Annotated in this window: 15 protein-coding genes; 10 read left to right on the top strand and 5 right to left on the bottom strand. The window is 66.4% G+C overall.

Annotation, left to right across the window (positions count from 1 at the left end):
- The 5 genes from VLA96_08190 to VLA96_08170 form a co-directional block, all read right to left on the bottom strand.
- Window positions 1-1,525: pitrilysin family protein (locus tag VLA96_08190; GenBank protein ID HSE49169.1), on the bottom strand; the 1,525-nt coding region annotated here is incomplete at its 3' end.
- A 1-nt stretch (window position 1,526) separates the two neighbouring features.
- Complete coding sequence (locus VLA96_08185) at window positions 1,527-2,987, bottom strand: pitrilysin family protein (GenBank protein ID HSE49168.1); 1,461 nt, start codon at window positions 2,985-2,987, stop codon at window positions 1,527-1,529.
- A gap of 156 nt (window positions 2,988-3,143) precedes the next feature.
- On the bottom strand, window positions 3,144-4,118 hold the full coding sequence (locus VLA96_08180; protein HSE49167.1) for a threonine/serine dehydratase: 975 nt from the start codon (window positions 4,116-4,118) through the stop codon (window positions 3,144-3,146).
- Window positions 4,119-4,186: 68 nt separating this feature from the next.
- Entirely contained in the window at window positions 4,187-5,917 is a 1,731-nt protein-coding gene (locus tag VLA96_08175) for a long-chain fatty acid--CoA ligase (GenBank protein HSE49166.1), read from the bottom strand.
- Between the two features lie 82 nt (window positions 5,918-5,999).
- Complete coding sequence (locus VLA96_08170; GenBank protein ID HSE49165.1) at window positions 6,000-6,641, bottom strand: TetR/AcrR family transcriptional regulator; 642 nt, start codon at window positions 6,639-6,641, stop codon at window positions 6,000-6,002.
- Window positions 6,642-6,782: 141 nt separating this feature from the next.
- Between VLA96_08170 and VLA96_08165 the strand changes: the two genes are divergently transcribed.
- From VLA96_08165 to VLA96_08120, 10 genes are all read left to right on the top strand, one after another.
- Window positions 6,783-7,040 (top strand): hypothetical protein, encoded by a 258-nt coding sequence (locus VLA96_08165; protein ID HSE49164.1) that lies wholly within the window; start codon window positions 6,783-6,785, stop codon window positions 7,038-7,040.
- 9 nt (window positions 7,041-7,049) lie between these two features.
- Window positions 7,050-7,367, top strand: coding sequence for a redoxin domain-containing protein (locus VLA96_08160; GenBank protein ID HSE49163.1), 318 nt, complete (start codon window positions 7,050-7,052; stop codon window positions 7,365-7,367).
- Between the two features lie 57 nt (window positions 7,368-7,424).
- Window positions 7,425-7,982, top strand: a complete 558-nt coding sequence (locus VLA96_08155) for a dihydrofolate reductase family protein (protein ID HSE49162.1) — start codon at window positions 7,425-7,427, stop codon at window positions 7,980-7,982.
- A 106-nt stretch (window positions 7,983-8,088) separates the two neighbouring features.
- Window positions 8,089-8,565, top strand: coding sequence for an NfeD family protein (locus tag VLA96_08150; protein HSE49161.1), 477 nt, complete (start codon window positions 8,089-8,091; stop codon window positions 8,563-8,565).
- 22 nt (window positions 8,566-8,587) lie between these two features.
- Complete coding sequence (locus VLA96_08145) at window positions 8,588-9,586, top strand: stomatin-like protein (protein HSE49160.1); 999 nt, start codon at window positions 8,588-8,590, stop codon at window positions 9,584-9,586.
- 237 nt (window positions 9,587-9,823) lie between these two features.
- The gene (locus tag VLA96_08140) at window positions 9,824-10,576 is read left to right on the top strand and encodes a 4Fe-4S dicluster domain-containing protein (GenBank protein ID HSE49159.1); all 753 of its coding nucleotides are present in this window, start codon (window positions 9,824-9,826) and stop codon (window positions 10,574-10,576) included.
- Window positions 10,566-11,744 carry a Ni/Fe-hydrogenase cytochrome b subunit gene (gene hybB / locus VLA96_08135; protein ID HSE49158.1) on the top strand — a complete coding sequence of 393 codons (1,179 nt, stop codon included), beginning with the start codon at window positions 10,566-10,568 and terminating at the stop codon, window positions 11,742-11,744. Before VLA96_08140 ends, hybB begins: the two co-directional genes overlap by 11 nt.
- Window positions 11,731-13,380 (top strand): ATP-binding protein, encoded by a 1,650-nt coding sequence (locus tag VLA96_08130; GenBank protein HSE49157.1) that lies wholly within the window; start codon window positions 11,731-11,733, stop codon window positions 13,378-13,380. Before hybB ends, VLA96_08130 begins: the two co-directional genes overlap by 14 nt.
- Entirely contained in the window at window positions 13,356-14,714 is a 1,359-nt protein-coding gene (locus tag VLA96_08125; protein ID HSE49156.1) for a sigma-54 dependent transcriptional regulator, read from the top strand. Before VLA96_08130 ends, VLA96_08125 begins: the two co-directional genes overlap by 25 nt.
- A 7-nt stretch (window positions 14,715-14,721) precedes the next feature.
- Entirely contained in the window at window positions 14,722-15,270 is a 549-nt protein-coding gene (locus VLA96_08120; GenBank protein ID HSE49155.1) for an archaemetzincin family Zn-dependent metalloprotease, read from the top strand.
- Window positions 15,271-15,522: the final 252 nt, after the last annotated feature.

Raw genomic sequence — 15,522 nt, 5'->3', positions numbered from 1 at the left:
TCCACTCCTCGTCCTGCTTCAGCATCGCCTGCTTCTCCGCCGGGATGGGCTCGGTGATGTGGTACTCCGCCAGCGTCTTGCTGGTGACGTTGGTGTTGTTCGCGATGTCGTTGGCCAGCTTCTCGCCCTCCGCCGCGTTCGTCACGATCACGTATTTCAGGTTCGCCGTTTGCAGATGTTTCTTGATGGCCGCGTTCACCTGCTCCGGCGTCACCGCCTTCAGGTTCGCCAGCATCGCGTCGAGGTAGCCCTGGTCGCGCATGCCGTAGAACATGTCGTCGAGCTTGTAGCCGAGCTGCCGCGACTTCGAGTCGGAATACTTGAGGTAGAGTGTGCGCGCCTTGTTCTTCGCCGCCTCCACCTGCTCGGCGGTCATGCCGGTCTTGATCAGGTTGTCGAGCTCCGCCGTCGCCGCCTTGGTGAGGAAGTGCGTGTACTGCGTCCCCACCGGCCGGATCCAGATGGAGAAGTACTGCGCGGTGCGCGGCGTGGTCGGCGGCGGGAACAGGAAGAACGGCCGCCCCGCCAGGTACTCGATGTAGGAGTAGTCGCCGTAGTTGTAGCCGCGCTCTTCGCGGATGTCCTGGTACAGCTTCCCGAAGCTGTCGCGGTGCGTCCCGAGGAACACGTTGGCCACGAACAGCGGCCAGTAGTCCGGGTCGCCGCGCTTCACGTCGATGGGGAAGCCCAGGTGGATGCCGGTCGCGATGGCGTTCGGCTGCGTCACGATCATCAACTCGCGTCCGCGGATGGGCGCCGGGTGCACCTCGCGCGCCGGAGTCGCCGTGCCGCCCGCTGGCAGCGCCGCTGCGATCGCCTTCTGCTCCGCCGCCGCGCTCACCGTCGTCGCGATGAACACGTTCTCGCGCCGGTAGAACTTCTTGTAGAAGTCCTCCAGGTCCTTGCGCGTGATGCTCTTCAGCCCCTGCACCGTCCCCGCCGGCGTATGCCCCAGCACGGTGCCGCTAAAGATGTAATCGTCGAGCGCTAGCAGCCCCAGCAGCTCCTGCTGCTCGAAGCGCAGCCGCGACTGGATGTTGACCAGCGCCTCCTTCTTCAGCCGCTCGACCTCCTTCTCGTCGAACAGCGGCTTTTGCAGCATCGGCCGCAGCACCTGTGCCAGGAACTGCCGCAGGTTTTCTTTCGGGACCGTCACCGAGACGGTGGTGGCCTGCTTGTCCACGCGGATCTGCGGCATCGCCGCCTCGCCCCACGGGCGCGTGATCTCCGCCAGCTTCTCCTTGGTCACCGGGTTCTTCGGATCGCCGAAGCCGCCTTCGAGCAGCGCGTCCGAGACCAGCGCCGCCAGGCCTTCCTTGCCCACCGGGTCGTTGGCCGAGCCCGCGCGCACCATGATCTGGATCTGGTAGAGCGGAGAGGGCGAGGGCAGCGCCACCAGGTTGGCGGACGCGTTCCTGCTTGCCTTGGCCGCGCCGGCCTTGGCCTTCATCGGCGCGCTCTGCGCCATGCACACCGCACCCAACAGGATCAGGACCGCTGTCAGTCGGCTGGGTTTCGTGAACATGTCAGTTGCCCTCCTTCTTCGTCTCGGCCGCCGCGGCGTCTTTCCACAGCGTCGCCGTCACCCGCCGCTTCTCGGTGAAGTACTTCCTGGCGTAGGCATCGATGTCCGCCGGCGTCAGCGTCTGCAGCCCCGCGAACGTCTTGTCGATGGCCTTCGGGTCCTGCTCGTAGCGGTAGTAGTAGCCCATCACCGTCGCGGTCGAGAGCGTGTTGTTCATGCCCGCGAGGAAATCGTTCTTCACCTTGCTCTTCAGCACCGCCAGCGTCTTCGCCGCGCCCTTCTCTTTTGAGAAGTGCTGCAGCGCCTCGATGCCGTCGATGATGTCCTGCCGCACCTCCTGCACGTACTTGTCGCCGTCCTTCTGGAAGCGCTCCTGCACCAGGTCGGCCGAGACCAGCAGCCAGTGCGGATCGGTCGAATCCGGCTGCGAGTACATCCCGAAGCTGGTCGCGCTCTGCTTCTGGTAGCGCAGCTTCTGGAACAGCGGCGCCGAGCGCGAGGTCAGCAGCTCCGACAGCAGGATCCCGATCGCCGCCTCCTTCGTCCCCGGCTTGAACGCCGGCGTGTGGTAGCCGACCATCAGCTTGGGCGAGACGTCGGAATCCCACTTCACGTGCACCGTCTTCTCGCCGTCCGGCTCCTGCTCCGGCGGGATCGCCGGCGGCGTCACCGCCTTCCAGTCCGAGTAGTACTTCTCGACTTCGGCGAAGATCCGGTCGGGCTCCACGTCGCCCACGACCAGGATGCCGACGCTTGCCGGCGTGTAGTAGTTGCGGTAAAACTCCCACGCCACGTCCCACGCCTCCGGCATCTTCTCCACGTCGTCGCGGTAGCCGATGACCGTGTGCCCGTACGGATGGTTCGGGAACGCCACCGGCGACAGGTCTTCGATCATCTTCTCCTCCGGGAACGAGAAGATGCGGCGGTACTCGCCCAGCACCGCGCCCGCTTCCACCTGGAAGGTCTTCTGGTCGAGCTTCAGTCCCTTGAAGCGCGCGGCTTCCAGCTCGATCACACCCGGCAGCCGCTCGCCGTTCGGTCCCTTCTGCGCGAACAGGTTCTCGGTGAACGTGGTCGGATGGTAAAAGGTGATGTCGTAGTCGGTGAAAGCGTTGTTGTCCACGCCCATGCGCGCGATCTCGTTGTCGTACCCGCTCGGCTTTCCGCCCCACTCGTGGCGGAACATGATGTGCTCGAACAGGTGCGCCAGGCCCGTCTTGCCCTTGTGCACCTCGTTGCGCGAGCCTGCCATCACCACCGACGCGAACGTCGCCGCGTCCTTGAACTCATGCGCCGGCACCACCGTGACCTTCAGCCCGTTGGGCAGGGTCTTGGTGATGACCGGGTAAGGGAAGACTTTGGCCGCGCTCGCCGCCGGCTTGGCCGCCGGCTTGCCCTGCGCCAATGAGAAAGAAGCCAGAAGAAGGAGGAAGACGCTACATCCGAGGATCGCACGTCGCAAAGGACACCTCACTGGAAGAGAACAGAGGCTTGCTCGAACTCAAAATTCTACACCGTGCAGAGTAGCGCCGGCGGCTCGCCGGCAGGTGCGGGTACCACGGCCGCCCTCGGCCCGCGACTGAGCGCGCCAGCGCGAGGGAGCGCATAAGAGTTCCCGCTACCCCAGCACTTCCTTCAGCAGCCCGGCGTCCACGTTCCCGCCGGTGAGGATGCAGACCACCTTCTCGGCCTCGGGCAGCTCATGCCGCCGGAACCGCCACGCCGCGTAGCTGATGGCGCCGCTCGGCTCGGCCACGATGTGCACCTCGCGCGCCAGCTCGCCCATCGCCTGCCGCACCTCGTCGTCGCTCACGCCCACCACGTCGTCGCAATACTTGCGGATCAACTCGAAGTTTAGCCGCCCAAGTGATTGCGTCCGCAGGCCATCGCAGATGGTCTTTGTCGCCACCTCCGCCGTCCGCTCCACGATCTTTCCGGTCTTCAAGCTCTCTTTCGCCTTGCCTGAGACCGCCGGCTCGCACCCCACCACCTTCGCCTTCGACCCGCTCAGCTTGATGGCCGTCGCCGCGCCGCTCAACATCCCGCCGCCACTCACCGGCGAGAGCACCAGTTGGACGTCGGGCAGCTGCTCCAGGATCTCCAGCCCGCAGGTGCCTTGGCCCGCGACGATCGCCGCGTCGTCGTATGGCGGCACCATCACGTAGCCGTGTTTCTCCGAAAGTTCCTGCGCCTTTGCCAGCCGCTCCGAGCTCGCCGGGCCCACCAGCACCACTTCCGCCCCGAGCGCCTTCGTCCCGTCCTGCTTCACAGGCGGCGCGTTGTTCGGCATCACGATGACGGCCTTCACGCCGAACGCGCGCGCCGCGTACGCCACCGCCTGCGCGTGGTTGCCGCTCGAGAACGTGATGACCCCCCGCTTCCGCTCCTCCTCCGGCAGGGTCGCGACCTTGTTGTACGCGCCGCGGATCTTGAACGCGCCGATGGGCTGCAGGCTCTCCGCCTTGAAATAGAGGCCGGCGATCTTGGGATGGGGAATGAGCGGCGTGCGAAACGCGACGCCCTTCAGCCGCTCCGCCGCCGCACGGATGTCGTCGAGCGTGACGTGCGCCGGTCCCGTCTCAGGAGGATTCACAAGGAAAGAATAACAGCGAGCCGCAGGTGCCTTGGCTAATCGCTAATTGCTAATTGCTTATCGCTGCCTCACGAGACGTTGGCCGTCTCCGTCACCTGCGGGCTCGGCCCGGCGTACATCGCGTCGATCTGTTCTTTGTACTTCTGCTCGAGCACGCGCCGCTTCAGCTTGAGCGAGGGCGTGAGCTCGCCGGTCGCGATCGAGAACTCGTCCGGCACCAGCAGCACCTTCTTGATCTTCTCGTAGCGCGCCAGGTGCGTGTTCATGTCGGCGATGATGCCGTCGTACAGCGCGCCTACTTTCGGGTGCGCGATCAGCTCGCCGCGCGTCTGGAACTCCACGCCGTTGGCCTGCGCCCAGCTCTCCAGCATGGGAAAGTGCGGCGCGATGATCACGCTGGGGAAGTTCCTCCGGTCGCCGAGGACCGCCGCGTGCGCCACCAGCACGTTCGCGCGCAGGTGCCCCTCGATGGGTTGCGGCGCGATGAACTTCCCGCCCGACGTCTTGATCAGGTCCTTCTTCCGGTCGGTGATCTTCAGGAAACCGTCGCCGTCGAGCTCCCCGATGTCGCCGGTCCGGAACCAGCCGTCTTCGGTGAAGGCCTTCTTGGTCTCGTCCGGCAACTGCCAGTAGTTCTGGAAGATCGACGGCCCGCGCACCTCGATCTCGCCATCCTCCGCCGAGGTCCGCACCTCGACGTTCGGCAGCGGCTTGCCGACCGTCCCGATGCGGTGGTCGCCCGGCGTGTTGATGGCGATGACCGGTGACGTCTCGGTGAGCCCGTAGCCCTCGTGGATGCGGATGCCCATGTCGGCGTACCACTCCGCCAGCTTGATGCCCAGCGGCGCGCCGCCCGAGATGAAGTTGCGCGCCCGCCCGCCGAACGCGCTCAGCACCTTCGCGAACATCAGCCGGTTCGCCACCTTCCAGTCGAACGACTCCGGCCTGCGCCCCGCGAGCACCTCGGCGCGGTGCTTCTGCCCCACGCCGCGCGCCCATTCGTAGACTTTGCGCTTCACGCCGCGCGCAACCTTCTCTTCCACCCCATTGCGGATCTTCTCGTACACGCGCGGCACGCCGACGAACAGCGTGGGCTGCACCTCCCGCATCGTCTGGCCCAGCAGCTCGAAGTTGGGGCAGTAGGCGATCATGCAGCCGTAGGTGAAGCACACGTAATCGAGGTGGCGCGCGGTGATGTGCGACAGCGGCAGGAACGAGATGCAGGTGTCGCCCTCGCCCCAGTCGTAGTAGCGCAGCGACACCATGTTCGACGCCAGGTTGCCGTGCGTCAGCATCACGCCCTTCGGCGTCCCGGTCGTCCCCGACGTGTAGATGATGGTGGCGAGGTCTTCCGGCCGGGCCTGCGCCGCGCGCGCGTCGAAGTGCCGGTCGCGCTCCGTCACGCCGTCGGACGAGATGTCGTGCATCGCCACCGCGTCGTGCCCGTCGAACACGTCCATCAGCACGATCTTTTCGAGTCGCGTCTCGGCGTGCACGCTCTTCAGCTTCTCGAGCTGCTCGCGCGACGACACGAACGCCACCCGCGCCCCTGAATCCTTCAGGATGTACGCCGCCTGCTCCGCCGTCAGCGTGGGATAGATAGGAACGTCGACCAGTCCGAGCGCGAGCGCGGCGTAGTCCACCACGGCCCACTCCGGACGGTTCTCCGCCATCAGCGCGATGCGGTCGCCCTTGCGCAGCTCCCAGCTCTCCAGCGCGCGCGCCGTCGTCACCACGCGCGAGTAGAGCTGGCGCGCCGAGAGGGATGCCCACTGCCCGCCCGCCGTTCGATAGCTCATCACCCGCGGACGGTCGCGGTCGATCACCGCGAAGAAGACGTCGTTGATCGTCCGCAGGACGGGGTGCGAGGGAAGGAGTTGTTCAGCGGCGGCCAGGGTCGCTCTCCATTCCGGCCAGGATGAGCCCCACCACCGCGTCGGCGGCCCCTGCCAGCGGGTAGTCGCGGTCGCTCAGCATCCACGAAGTCACCATCTCGTCGAGCGCCCCGAAGAAGCAGTTGGCCGCGATCTTCTCGCTCATCTCCGCGCGGAACTCGCCCGTCTGCTGCCCTTCGCGCACGATGCCGCGGATCATGTCGAAATACTCCACCAGGCGGTGCTGCGAGAACTCCTTCAGGAACTTCGCGCTTTGCCGCAACTCCGTCTGGAACACGATCGCCAGGTCGCGGTTCCCGCCCAGCATATCCAGATGCACGAACGCCAGCCTGTGTAGCCGCTGCTTCGGCCCTTTGACCTCCGCCAGCTCGCGCCGCGCCCGGTCCAGGAAGGCCCCGAAGGCGCTGTCGATGGCCGCCATCAGCAGCTGTTCCTTGTTCTTGTAATAAAGATAGATGGTGCCGTCGGCCACGCCGGCCTTGTCGGCGATCTCCGAGACCCGCGCCTGGAAGTACCCTTTTTGCGCGATGACCGCGATGGCGGCGTCCAGGATGCGCTGCGATTTGTCGCCCGCGCGGTGATTGCCCGCGCCCTTGCGCGCCGCTTGCGATTCGGTGGGTTGGCTCACTGGTTTTGGCTGTGGCGTCCGCTCGCGGCTGGGGAGGTCCGCGCGTCAAATCTACGCCATCGCTTTCCCCACGGCAACATTGACCGCCCGTGCCCGCGGCGGTACCCTTGCAGGACTCGGCCCATCTCCCCGAGGTGCATGATGAAACAGCGCATCACCGCTTTGGCGGCCCTCGTCCTGCTCGCGATCGCTTCGCTCGGACAGGCCAAGCCCGCCCCCGCGCCGGCCAAGCAGGAAGGCCCGCCCCCGCTCAAGCTCAAGGTCGGCGACACCGTCCCCGACTTCACCCTCAAGTACTCCGACGGCTCCGGCGGGCTGAAGGACTTCAAGCTGAGCGATTACCGCGGCAAGAAGAACGTCCTGCTCGCCTTCTTTATCTTCGCCTTCACCGGCGGTTGAACCAGGCAGATGCAGAACCTCCAGGCTCATCTTCCGGAGCTGGAGGCCGACACCCAGGTCGTGGGTGTGAGCATGGATAGCCCGTTCGCCAACAAGGAATTCGCCGACAAGGTCGGCGCCAGGTTTCCCATCGCCAGCGATTGGTTCAACGAAGGCAAGGTCACCAAGGAGATCTTCGGGATTTACAACGACAAGTACAAAGCCGCCCGCCGCGTGAACTACCTCATTGGCAAAGACGGCAAGGTGATCGAGATCCAGCAGGAAGGGGACGCCATCGACCCCACCAAGCTGGTCGACGCCTGCAAGGCCCGCCGGCTGAAACAGTGACTGGACTGATGTGGAGGCGGGCGACCTCGCCCGCCTTTTTGTTTTGAGTGATTCGTTATGAAAGCCTCCGCCTTTGTCGGCGTCAGCGTCGACGGTTTCCTCGCACGTCCCGACGACGGGCTCGACTTCCTCGAGACCGGGGAGCAGGAGCCGCACGGCTTCAACGAGTTCTTCCGGAGCGTCGACGCCCTCCTCATCGGTCGTCGAACGTACGAAGTCGTCCTCGGCTTCGGTGGCTGGTTCTACGGCAAGAAGCGGGTCTACGTCCTCAGCTCGAAGCCGCTAAAACCCGCCCCGAAGAAAGCGGTCGTTGAACGCCTCTCCGGCGACCCGCACCAGGTCGTCGCGCAGCTCGAAGCGCGCGGCGCGAAGCATGTCTACGTCGACGGCGGCCAGGTCATTCAGAGCTTCCTGCGCGCCGGCCTCATCGACCGCCTCATCCTCACGCGCGTGCCGGTCTTGATCGGCCAGGGGATCCCGCTGTTCGGGCCGCTCTCGCACGACATTCGGCTGCGCGCCGTCAAGACCAGGCAGTACAAGGGCGGCCTCGTCCAGACGGAATACGAGGTCCTGCCGCGCAGCGCGCGTCCCGCGCGCAAGCCCCGCCGTCGTTAGGGTTTGCGCGCCACCAGCAGTTTGCCTGGTGCAGCTTCTACTCCGGTTTTTGCGGCGCAGCTTACCTTTTGATGTATATTTCGCCCGCAATCCCAGAAGGTGTCCTGTGTCTTCGGAGTGGATCACGATGGCGTGGTGGGCCTGGATCATTCTCGGCTTCGTGCTGCTGGTCATTGAGCTCTCGACGCCCGGCGGCTTCTACTTCATCTTCTTCGGACTCGGCGCCGGCGTCGTCGGCCTGCTGAAGCTTGCCGGCCTCTCCGGCCCGGCCTGGCTCGACTGGCTGCTGTTCACCGCCGTCTCGGTCGTCTCGCTCGCGCTTTTCCGTCGGCGCCTGGTGCACCGCTTCGCCGGCCGCGGCTCCTCCATCCCCGACGACGTGGACCAGTTCGTCGGCGTCACCGCCGTTGCCACGGAGAACATCGCCCCCGGCGCCGAAGGCAAGGTGCAGATGCGTGGCGCCAACTGGAGCGCCCGCAACATCGGCAGCGACACGCTCGCCGCCGGCCAGCAGTGCACCGTCACGCGCGTCCAGGGATTGCTGCTCGACGTGCGGCCCGCCCACTCGGCGGTCGTCGCCTAAGTTCCATCACAAGGAGTTCGCCATGGGTCTCTACGTCACCTTTGCTCTCGCCGTCTTCATCCTCATCGTCATCGCCAAGACCGCGGTCGTCGTCCCGCAGCAGAACGCCTACGTCGTCGAGCGCCTGGGCAAGTTCCACAACGTGCTCGGCGCCGGCTTCCATATGCTGATGCCGTTCTTCGACGTCATCCGCTACCGCCACTCGCTCAAAGAGACGGCGATGGACATCCCCGAGCAGATCTGCATCACGCGCGACAACGTGCAGGTCGGCGTCGACGGCATCCTCTACCTCAAGGTGCTCGACGCGATGCGCGCTTCCTACGGCATCGCCAGCTACGTCTTCGCCATCACCCAGCTCGCCCAGACCACGCTCCGCAGCGAGATCGGCAAGATCGAGCTCGACCGCACCTTCGAGGAGCGCATGAACATCAACACCGCCGTCGTCAGCGAGCTCGACAAGGCTTCCGAACCCTGGGGCGTCAAGGTGCTGCGCTACGAGATCAAGAACATCACGCCCCCCAAAGACATCCTCGCCGCCATGGAGAAGCAGATGCGCGCCGAGCGCGAGAAGCGCGCCAACATCCTGCAGTCCGAGGGCACCCGCGACTCCGCCATCAACACCGCCGAAGGCGAGAAGCAGCAGACCATCAAGGCGTCGGAGGCCACCAAGCAGCAGAAGATCAACGAGGCGGAAGGCCAGGCCGCTGCCATCCTCGCCGTCGCCACCGCCACCGCCGAGGGCATTCGCAAGGTCGCCGAGGCCATCGGCGCCCCCGGTGGTTACGAGGCCGTGCAGCTCCGCGTCGCTGAGCAGTACATCCGCGAGTTCGGCATGCTGGCCAAGGAGAGCAACACCATGATCCTGCCCATGAACGCCGCCGACGTGGCCTCCATGGTCGCGCTCGCCACCAACGTCATCCGCAAAGCCGGTGGCGACGACGGCAGCTCCGACGCCGCCGAGGTCCTGAAGAACGCTCTCAGCCAGCTCCAGTCCAAGCAGGTGCGCGCCGGCGCCCGCTAAGAGCCCTTCATGAAGGTGGGAATTACCTACCCGGCAGGCTTCCAGCCTGCCGCTAGTTCTTTCCTGCTGTAGTGAGTCTCATCACGCCCTCGCGTGACCCCCGTCATACCTCCTATCGCCCTGATAGCGCAGCCTGTAAGCGAGCTAGGTGTGTCATGCCCCTCTCTTACCTCACTAGCCCGCTGTCTCCCCATCTCCCGTCCCTACTGTTGCATTTATCCGCGATTGGGGAATCTCATGAAAGCGCTCTTATACGACGCAACTCTCTGCATCGGGTGCAAGCAATGTGAACAGGCCTGCGCCTCCGAGAACCACCTTGCCTATGACGACAAGGTAGCCGCTCAGGAAACCACGTCCGCCTACAAGTACACCGCCGTAGTGCAGCGCGGCGAGGCCTACATGCGCCGCATCTGCATGCACTGCGAGGATCCCACCTGCGCCTCGGTCTGCCCGGTGGGCGCGCTGACGAAGACTGCCCTCGGCCCCGTCACCTACGACGGCGACAAGTGCATGGGCTGCCGCTACTGCATGGCGGCCTGCCCCTTCGGCGTGCCCAAGTACGAATGGGACAAGCTCGACCCGCGCGTCCGCAAGTGCAGCCTGTGCGAGAAGCGGGTCTCCGCCGGCGGCGTGACCGCCTGCACGGAAGCCTGCCCCACGGCTGCCACCAAGTTCGGCGACCGCGACGCGCTGCTCGCCGAAGCTCATGAGCGCATCAAGGCCGAGCCCGGCAAGTACCAGCCCGTTGTCTTCGGCGAGCATGAGGTCGGCGGCACCTCCGTCCTCATGCTCTCCGGCGCTCCCTTCGCCACCTTCGACATGCGCACCAGCTTCAACGAGGAGCTGCCCATCCTCACCTACCGCGTGCTCTCGCGCATCCCGGACTTCGTCGGCCTGGGGACCGTGCTGCTGGCCGGCACCTGGTGGATCACCAAGCGCCGCGAAGAAGTCGCGGCCGCAGAGGAGAAGGAGAAGACTCATGAAGACTGACCTGCTCTCGCTCGCGCGCCACCTCCGTCCCCGCCACCTCCTGCTGGCCCTCATCTTCGGGGCCGGCGCCTGGGCCACGGTCCTGCGCTTCACCCGCGGGCTGGGCGCTTCCACCAACCTCAGCGACCAGTTCCCCTGGGGCATCTGGATCGGCTTCGACGTCCTCTGCGGCGTCATGCTCGCCGCCGGCGGCTTTTCCCTCATGGCCGCCGTCCACATCTTCCACGCCGAGCGCTTCCAGCCCATCGTCCGGCCGGCGTTGCTCACGGCATTCCTCGGCTACCTGCTGGTCGTCTTCGCGCTCTTCTTCGATCTCGGCCGCGGCGACCGCATCTGGCACCCTCTCATCATGTGGAACCCGCACTCCGTCATGTTCGAGGTCGGATGGTGCGTCATGCTCTACACCACCGTCCTGGCGCTCGAGTTCGCGCCCATCGTCTTCGAGAAGCTCCGGCTGGAAAGGCCGCAGCGCTGGCTGCGCGCGCTGTCGCTGCCCATCGTCATCGCCGGCGTCATCCTCTCGACGCTCCACCAGTCTTCGCTCGGCAGCCTGTACCTCATCATGTACGGCAAGCTGCATCCGCTCTGGTACTCCCCCCTGCTGCCGGTCTTCTTCTTCCTGTCGGCGCTGGTCATCGGCATGGCCATGACCATCGTCGAGTCCTCGCTCAGCGCGCGCAACCTTGGCCACAGCCTGAAGACGCCCTTGATCGTCGACCTCGGACGCATCATGACCGTGCTGCTCGCCATGTACGCCGTCCTCCGCGCCCAGGATCTCTACCACCGCGGCGCCTGGCGCGAGGCCTTCCGCTGGGGATACGAGTCCTCCTTCTTCTGGTTGGAGATCATGCTCGCCCTCCTGCTCCCGTTCGTGCTGCTCTCCTTCCGCCGCGTGCGGAAGAGCGCCAACGGCCTCTATCTGGTCTCGGTGCTCATCGTCGCCGGCTTCATCACCAACCGCCTGAACGTCGCCATCACCGGCATGGAAGCCTCCGCCGGCGTCCGCTACGTGCCCAAGTGGACCGAGGTCGCCGTCACCATCTCCATCGTCGCCGCCGGCATCCTCATCTTTGCCTGGGCGACCAAGCACCTCCACATCTTCCACGAGGAGCCGGCCGCCGCCGCCGCGCACTTGGGCGCCGTGCCGGCCGCCCATGCCGCGGACTGAACCCATCCCGAACCCGCGCCGCTGGTGGCTGCCCCGCAGCCTCAGCGTCCGGCTCATCGGCTGGCTGCTCGCGATGATCTTCGCGACCTTCGCGCTCGTCGGCTACCTCACGATCCGTCTGCACCGCCGTCATCTCCAGGCGCAGACCCAGCTCTCCGCCGAGCGCGTCTCGGACCTCGTCAAGCGCTCGACCTCCCAGTACATGCTGCACAACGACCGCGAAGGCCTGCACCAGATGATGCGCACCATCGCCTCCGAGCCCGGCGTCGTCTCCATCCGCATCTTCAATCAGGAAGGGAAGATCACTTACTCCACCAATCCGGCGGAGGTCGAGACCTTCGTCGCCAAGGACGCCGAGGCCTGCTATGGATGCCACGCCGCCGGCGCCCCGCTCGCCCACCTCGACCGCCCCGACCGCTTCCGCATCTATCGCCTCGCGGCCGCGCCGGTGATGGGCGTGATCAATCCCATCGAGAACCAGCCCGCCTGCTCCAATGCCCCCTGCCACGCGCACCCGCCCGAACAGAAGATCCTGGGCGTCCTCGATACCAATCTCTCGCTCGCGCAGACCGAAGCCTCGCTCGCCGAAAGCAACCGTGCCATGCTGGCTTACACCATCTGCGGTGCGTTGCTCATCGCCTTCCTCAGCGGGCTGCTGGTCTGGCGGCTCGCGGGCGTCCCGCTCGGCATGCTGCGCCGCGGCACCGAGCGACTCGCGTCCGGGGACCTCGGCTACCAGATCCCGCTCGCTTCGCCGGACGAGATCGGCGAACTCGCCGCCTCCTTCAACCGCATGAGCGGCGAGCTCGCCGACGTCCACCAGACGCTCGAGTCCCGCGTGGAGCAGAAGACCCGCGAGCTCAAGGCCGCGCACGCCCAGATGCTGCAGTCGGAAAAGCTCGCTTCCATCGGAAAACTCGCCGCCGTCGTCGCGCACGAGATCAACAACCCGCTCGCCGGCGTCCTGATCTACGCCAAGCTGCTGCGCAAGTGGACCACCGCCGGCGCCGACCCCGCCCGCCTCTCCGAGATGCGCGACTCGCTCGCCCTCATGGAATCCGAGGTCCGCCGCTGCGGCGACATCGTGAAGAACATGCTCACCTTCGCGCGCGCCACGCCCATGAACCTCGACTGGAACGACGCCAACCTCATGGTCGAGCGCTGCGTGCGCTTGGTGCAGCACAAGCTCCAGCTCGCCAACGTCACCCTCCACCGCGAGCTCCAGCCCGACCTCGGCCCGGTCTGGTGCGACATCGCGCAGCTCGAGCAGCTCCTGCTCGCGCTCGTCATCAACGCTGTCGAAGCCATGCCGCGCGGCGGCAACCTCTGGCTCCGCACCCGCCGCGTCGTCGACGGCGAGTTTCAGCTCCGCGTCCAGGACGACGGCCCCGGCATCCCGCCCGAGATCGCCGCCAGCCTGTTCGAGCCCTTCCAGACCACCAAGGGTTCGGGCGGCGTCGGCCTCGGCCTCGCCGTTGTCAAACAGATCGTCGACCGCCACAGCGGCCGCATCGACGTCGATTCCGCGCCCGGTCGCGGCACCGCTTTCATCGTCACGCTTCCCGCCGGCCCTGCCGGCCAATCGCTCGCTCAGGAACGAGGTGTACCGCAATGGCAGACAAAGGCAACCTTCTGATCGTCGACGACGAACTCAGCGTGCGCGATTCGCTCCGCCGCTGGTTCTCCGACGAAGGCTACGAGGTCGGCACCGCCGACAGCGCCGCGCAGGCGCTTGACCGCCTCGCCGACCGCAAGTGGGACGTCGCGCTGCTCGACATCAAGATGCCCGGCACCGACGGCATCGAGCTGCAACAGCGCCTCAAGGAAGTCGATCCCGAGCTCCTCGTCATCATCATGACCGGCTACGCCTCCGTCGAGACCGCCGTCGCCGCGCTCAAGATGGGCGCCTACGACTACGTCACCAAGCCGCTCGACCCCGACGACATCTCGCGCCTGCTGCGCAACGCCGTCGCCCAGCGCCGCGCCGTGTGCGAGAACGCCCGCCTGCGCGAGGTCGTCGCCGCCGCCCAGCCCACCGGACTCATCGGCCAGAGCGCCGTGATGCGCAAGGTCTTCGAAGCCATCGAGACCGTCGCCTCCACCGACACCAACGTCCTCATCACCGGGGAAAGCGGCACCGGCAAGGAGCTGGTCGCGCGCGCCATCCACGCCGCCAGCCCGCGCCGCTTCCATCCCCTCATCGCCATCCACTGCGGCGCCCTCACCGAGACGCTGCTCGAGAGCGAGCTCTTCGGGCACGAGAAGGGCGCATTCACCGGCGCCCAGTTCCGCAAGAAAGGCAAGTTCGAGATCGCCGAGGGCGGCACCGTCTTCCTCGACGAGATCGGCGACATCTCCCTTAAGACCCAGACCGACCTCCTGCGCGTCCTGCAGGAAAGGGAAGTGACCCGCGTCGGCGGCAACCAGGCCATCAAGGTGGACTTCCGCTGCATCGCCGCCACCAACAAGCGGCTCGAGCAGCTGGTCGAGGACGGCCGCTTCCGCCCCGACCTCTACTATCGCCTCAACGTCTTCCGCGTCGAGCTGCCCCCCTTGCGCGACCGCCGCGACGACATCCCGCTCCTCGCCGGCCACTTCCTCCAGAAGTTCGCGCTTGCCATGAACAAGAAGATCGTGCGCATCTCGCCCGACGCCATGCGCCTGCTGCAGCAGCACGACTGGGTCGGCAACGTCCGCGAGCTCGAGAACGCCGTCGAGCGCGCCATGGTCGTCGCGCGCGAGCCCGAGCTCCGCGGCGAAGACTTCCTGCTCCAGCCGCAGCGCACCCCGGCCACCGAAGCCCGCGCCCTCGACGAGGTCGAGCGCGCCCACATCCTCCGCGTCGTCGAGCAGTGCGGCGGCAACCAGACGCGCGCCGCCGAAGCCCTTGGCATCGACCGCGTCACGCTTCACAACAAGCTCAAGCGCTATGGCTGGACGCGCGCCGCCGCCGTCGCCGGCAAGGGATGATCACCCCGTGAAAGCGCTCGAGATCCTGCGCCTCGGTCCCTTCGACGACCGGCTCGCCCGCGCCGTCGGCCAGCGCATGAGCGCCGAATTCCGCATTCGCTGGGACCTGCGCCCCGAGTTCGGCGACCCCGCTTTCGCCTTCCACCCCGAGCGCGGCCAGTACCACTCCTCCGAGATCCTGGCCTGGCTGGAAAAGCGCCAGCAGCAGCGCACCTGGCGACTGCTCGCGCTCACCGCTGTCGACCTCTACATCCCCATCCTTACGTTCGTGTTTGGCGAGGCGCGCCTCGGCCCCGGGCCCGCCGTCGTCTCCATCCACCGCCTGCGCCAGGAGCTCTACGGACTCCCAGCCGATGGCGACCTGCTGTTCGAGCGCACCGCGCGCGAGGCCGCCCACGAGCTCGGCCACACCCTCGGCCTCCGCCACTGCGACGACTACCAGTGCGCCATGGCCGGCTCACCCTCGGTCGAGTGGATCGACCTCAAGTCTGCCTCGCTGTGCGACTCCTGCCGCTCCCGCGTCGGCCTCGGCGACCTTACGACAGCACAACCATAACGGAGGTCATCCCGAGCGAGGCGCGGACGAATCTTCCCGCGCCGAGTCGAGGGACCTGCATTTTTCGCTGCATTCCTCCTCACCCGTCGCTGCAAACCGCATCGCCGCTTTTCCCGCTGATTCCACGCGGCTTGCTGCGACTCGCCACAAGTGCCGCTGCAAACCACAGCACCCGCCGAAAACGCGCTCGCTCCAACCCCCTGATAACACGCGCTCTGACTTTGGCCCCGCGCTTGCCCTTACACAGGGTGC

It is taken from the genome of Terriglobales bacterium, from assembly GCA_035457425.1.
Taxonomy (GTDB): domain Bacteria; phylum Acidobacteriota; class Terriglobia; order Terriglobales; family Acidobacteriaceae; genus JACPNR01.
This window is presented reverse-complemented; position numbering and strand designations above follow the sequence as displayed.

Bases quoted from the DNA above. Each gene is read 5' to 3' on its own strand.
- VLA96_08155 (HSE49162.1), top strand. From the start codon at position 7,425: ATGAAAGCCTCCGCCTTTGTCGGCGTCAGCGTCGACGGTTTCCTCGCA.
- VLA96_08165 (HSE49164.1), top strand. From the start codon at position 6,783: ATGAAACAGCGCATCACCGCTTTGGCGGCCCTCGTCCTGCTCGCGATC.
- VLA96_08160 (HSE49163.1), top strand. From the start codon at position 7,050: ATGCAGAACCTCCAGGCTCATCTTCCGGAGCTGGAGGCCGACACCCAG.
- hybB (HSE49158.1), top strand. From the start codon at position 10,566: ATGAAGACTGACCTGCTCTCGCTCGCGCGCCACCTCCGTCCCCGCCAC.
- VLA96_08125 (HSE49156.1), top strand. From the start codon at position 13,356: ATGGCAGACAAAGGCAACCTTCTGATCGTCGACGACGAACTCAGCGTG.
- VLA96_08130 (HSE49157.1), top strand. From the start codon at position 11,731: ATGCCGCGGACTGAACCCATCCCGAACCCGCGCCGCTGGTGGCTGCCC.
- VLA96_08175 (HSE49166.1), bottom strand. From the start codon at position 5,917: ATGAGCTATCGAACGGCGGGCGGGCAGTGGGCATCCCTCTCGGCGCGC.
- VLA96_08140 (HSE49159.1), top strand. From the start codon at position 9,824: ATGAAAGCGCTCTTATACGACGCAACTCTCTGCATCGGGTGCAAGCAA.
- VLA96_08145 (HSE49160.1), top strand. From the start codon at position 8,588: ATGGGTCTCTACGTCACCTTTGCTCTCGCCGTCTTCATCCTCATCGTC.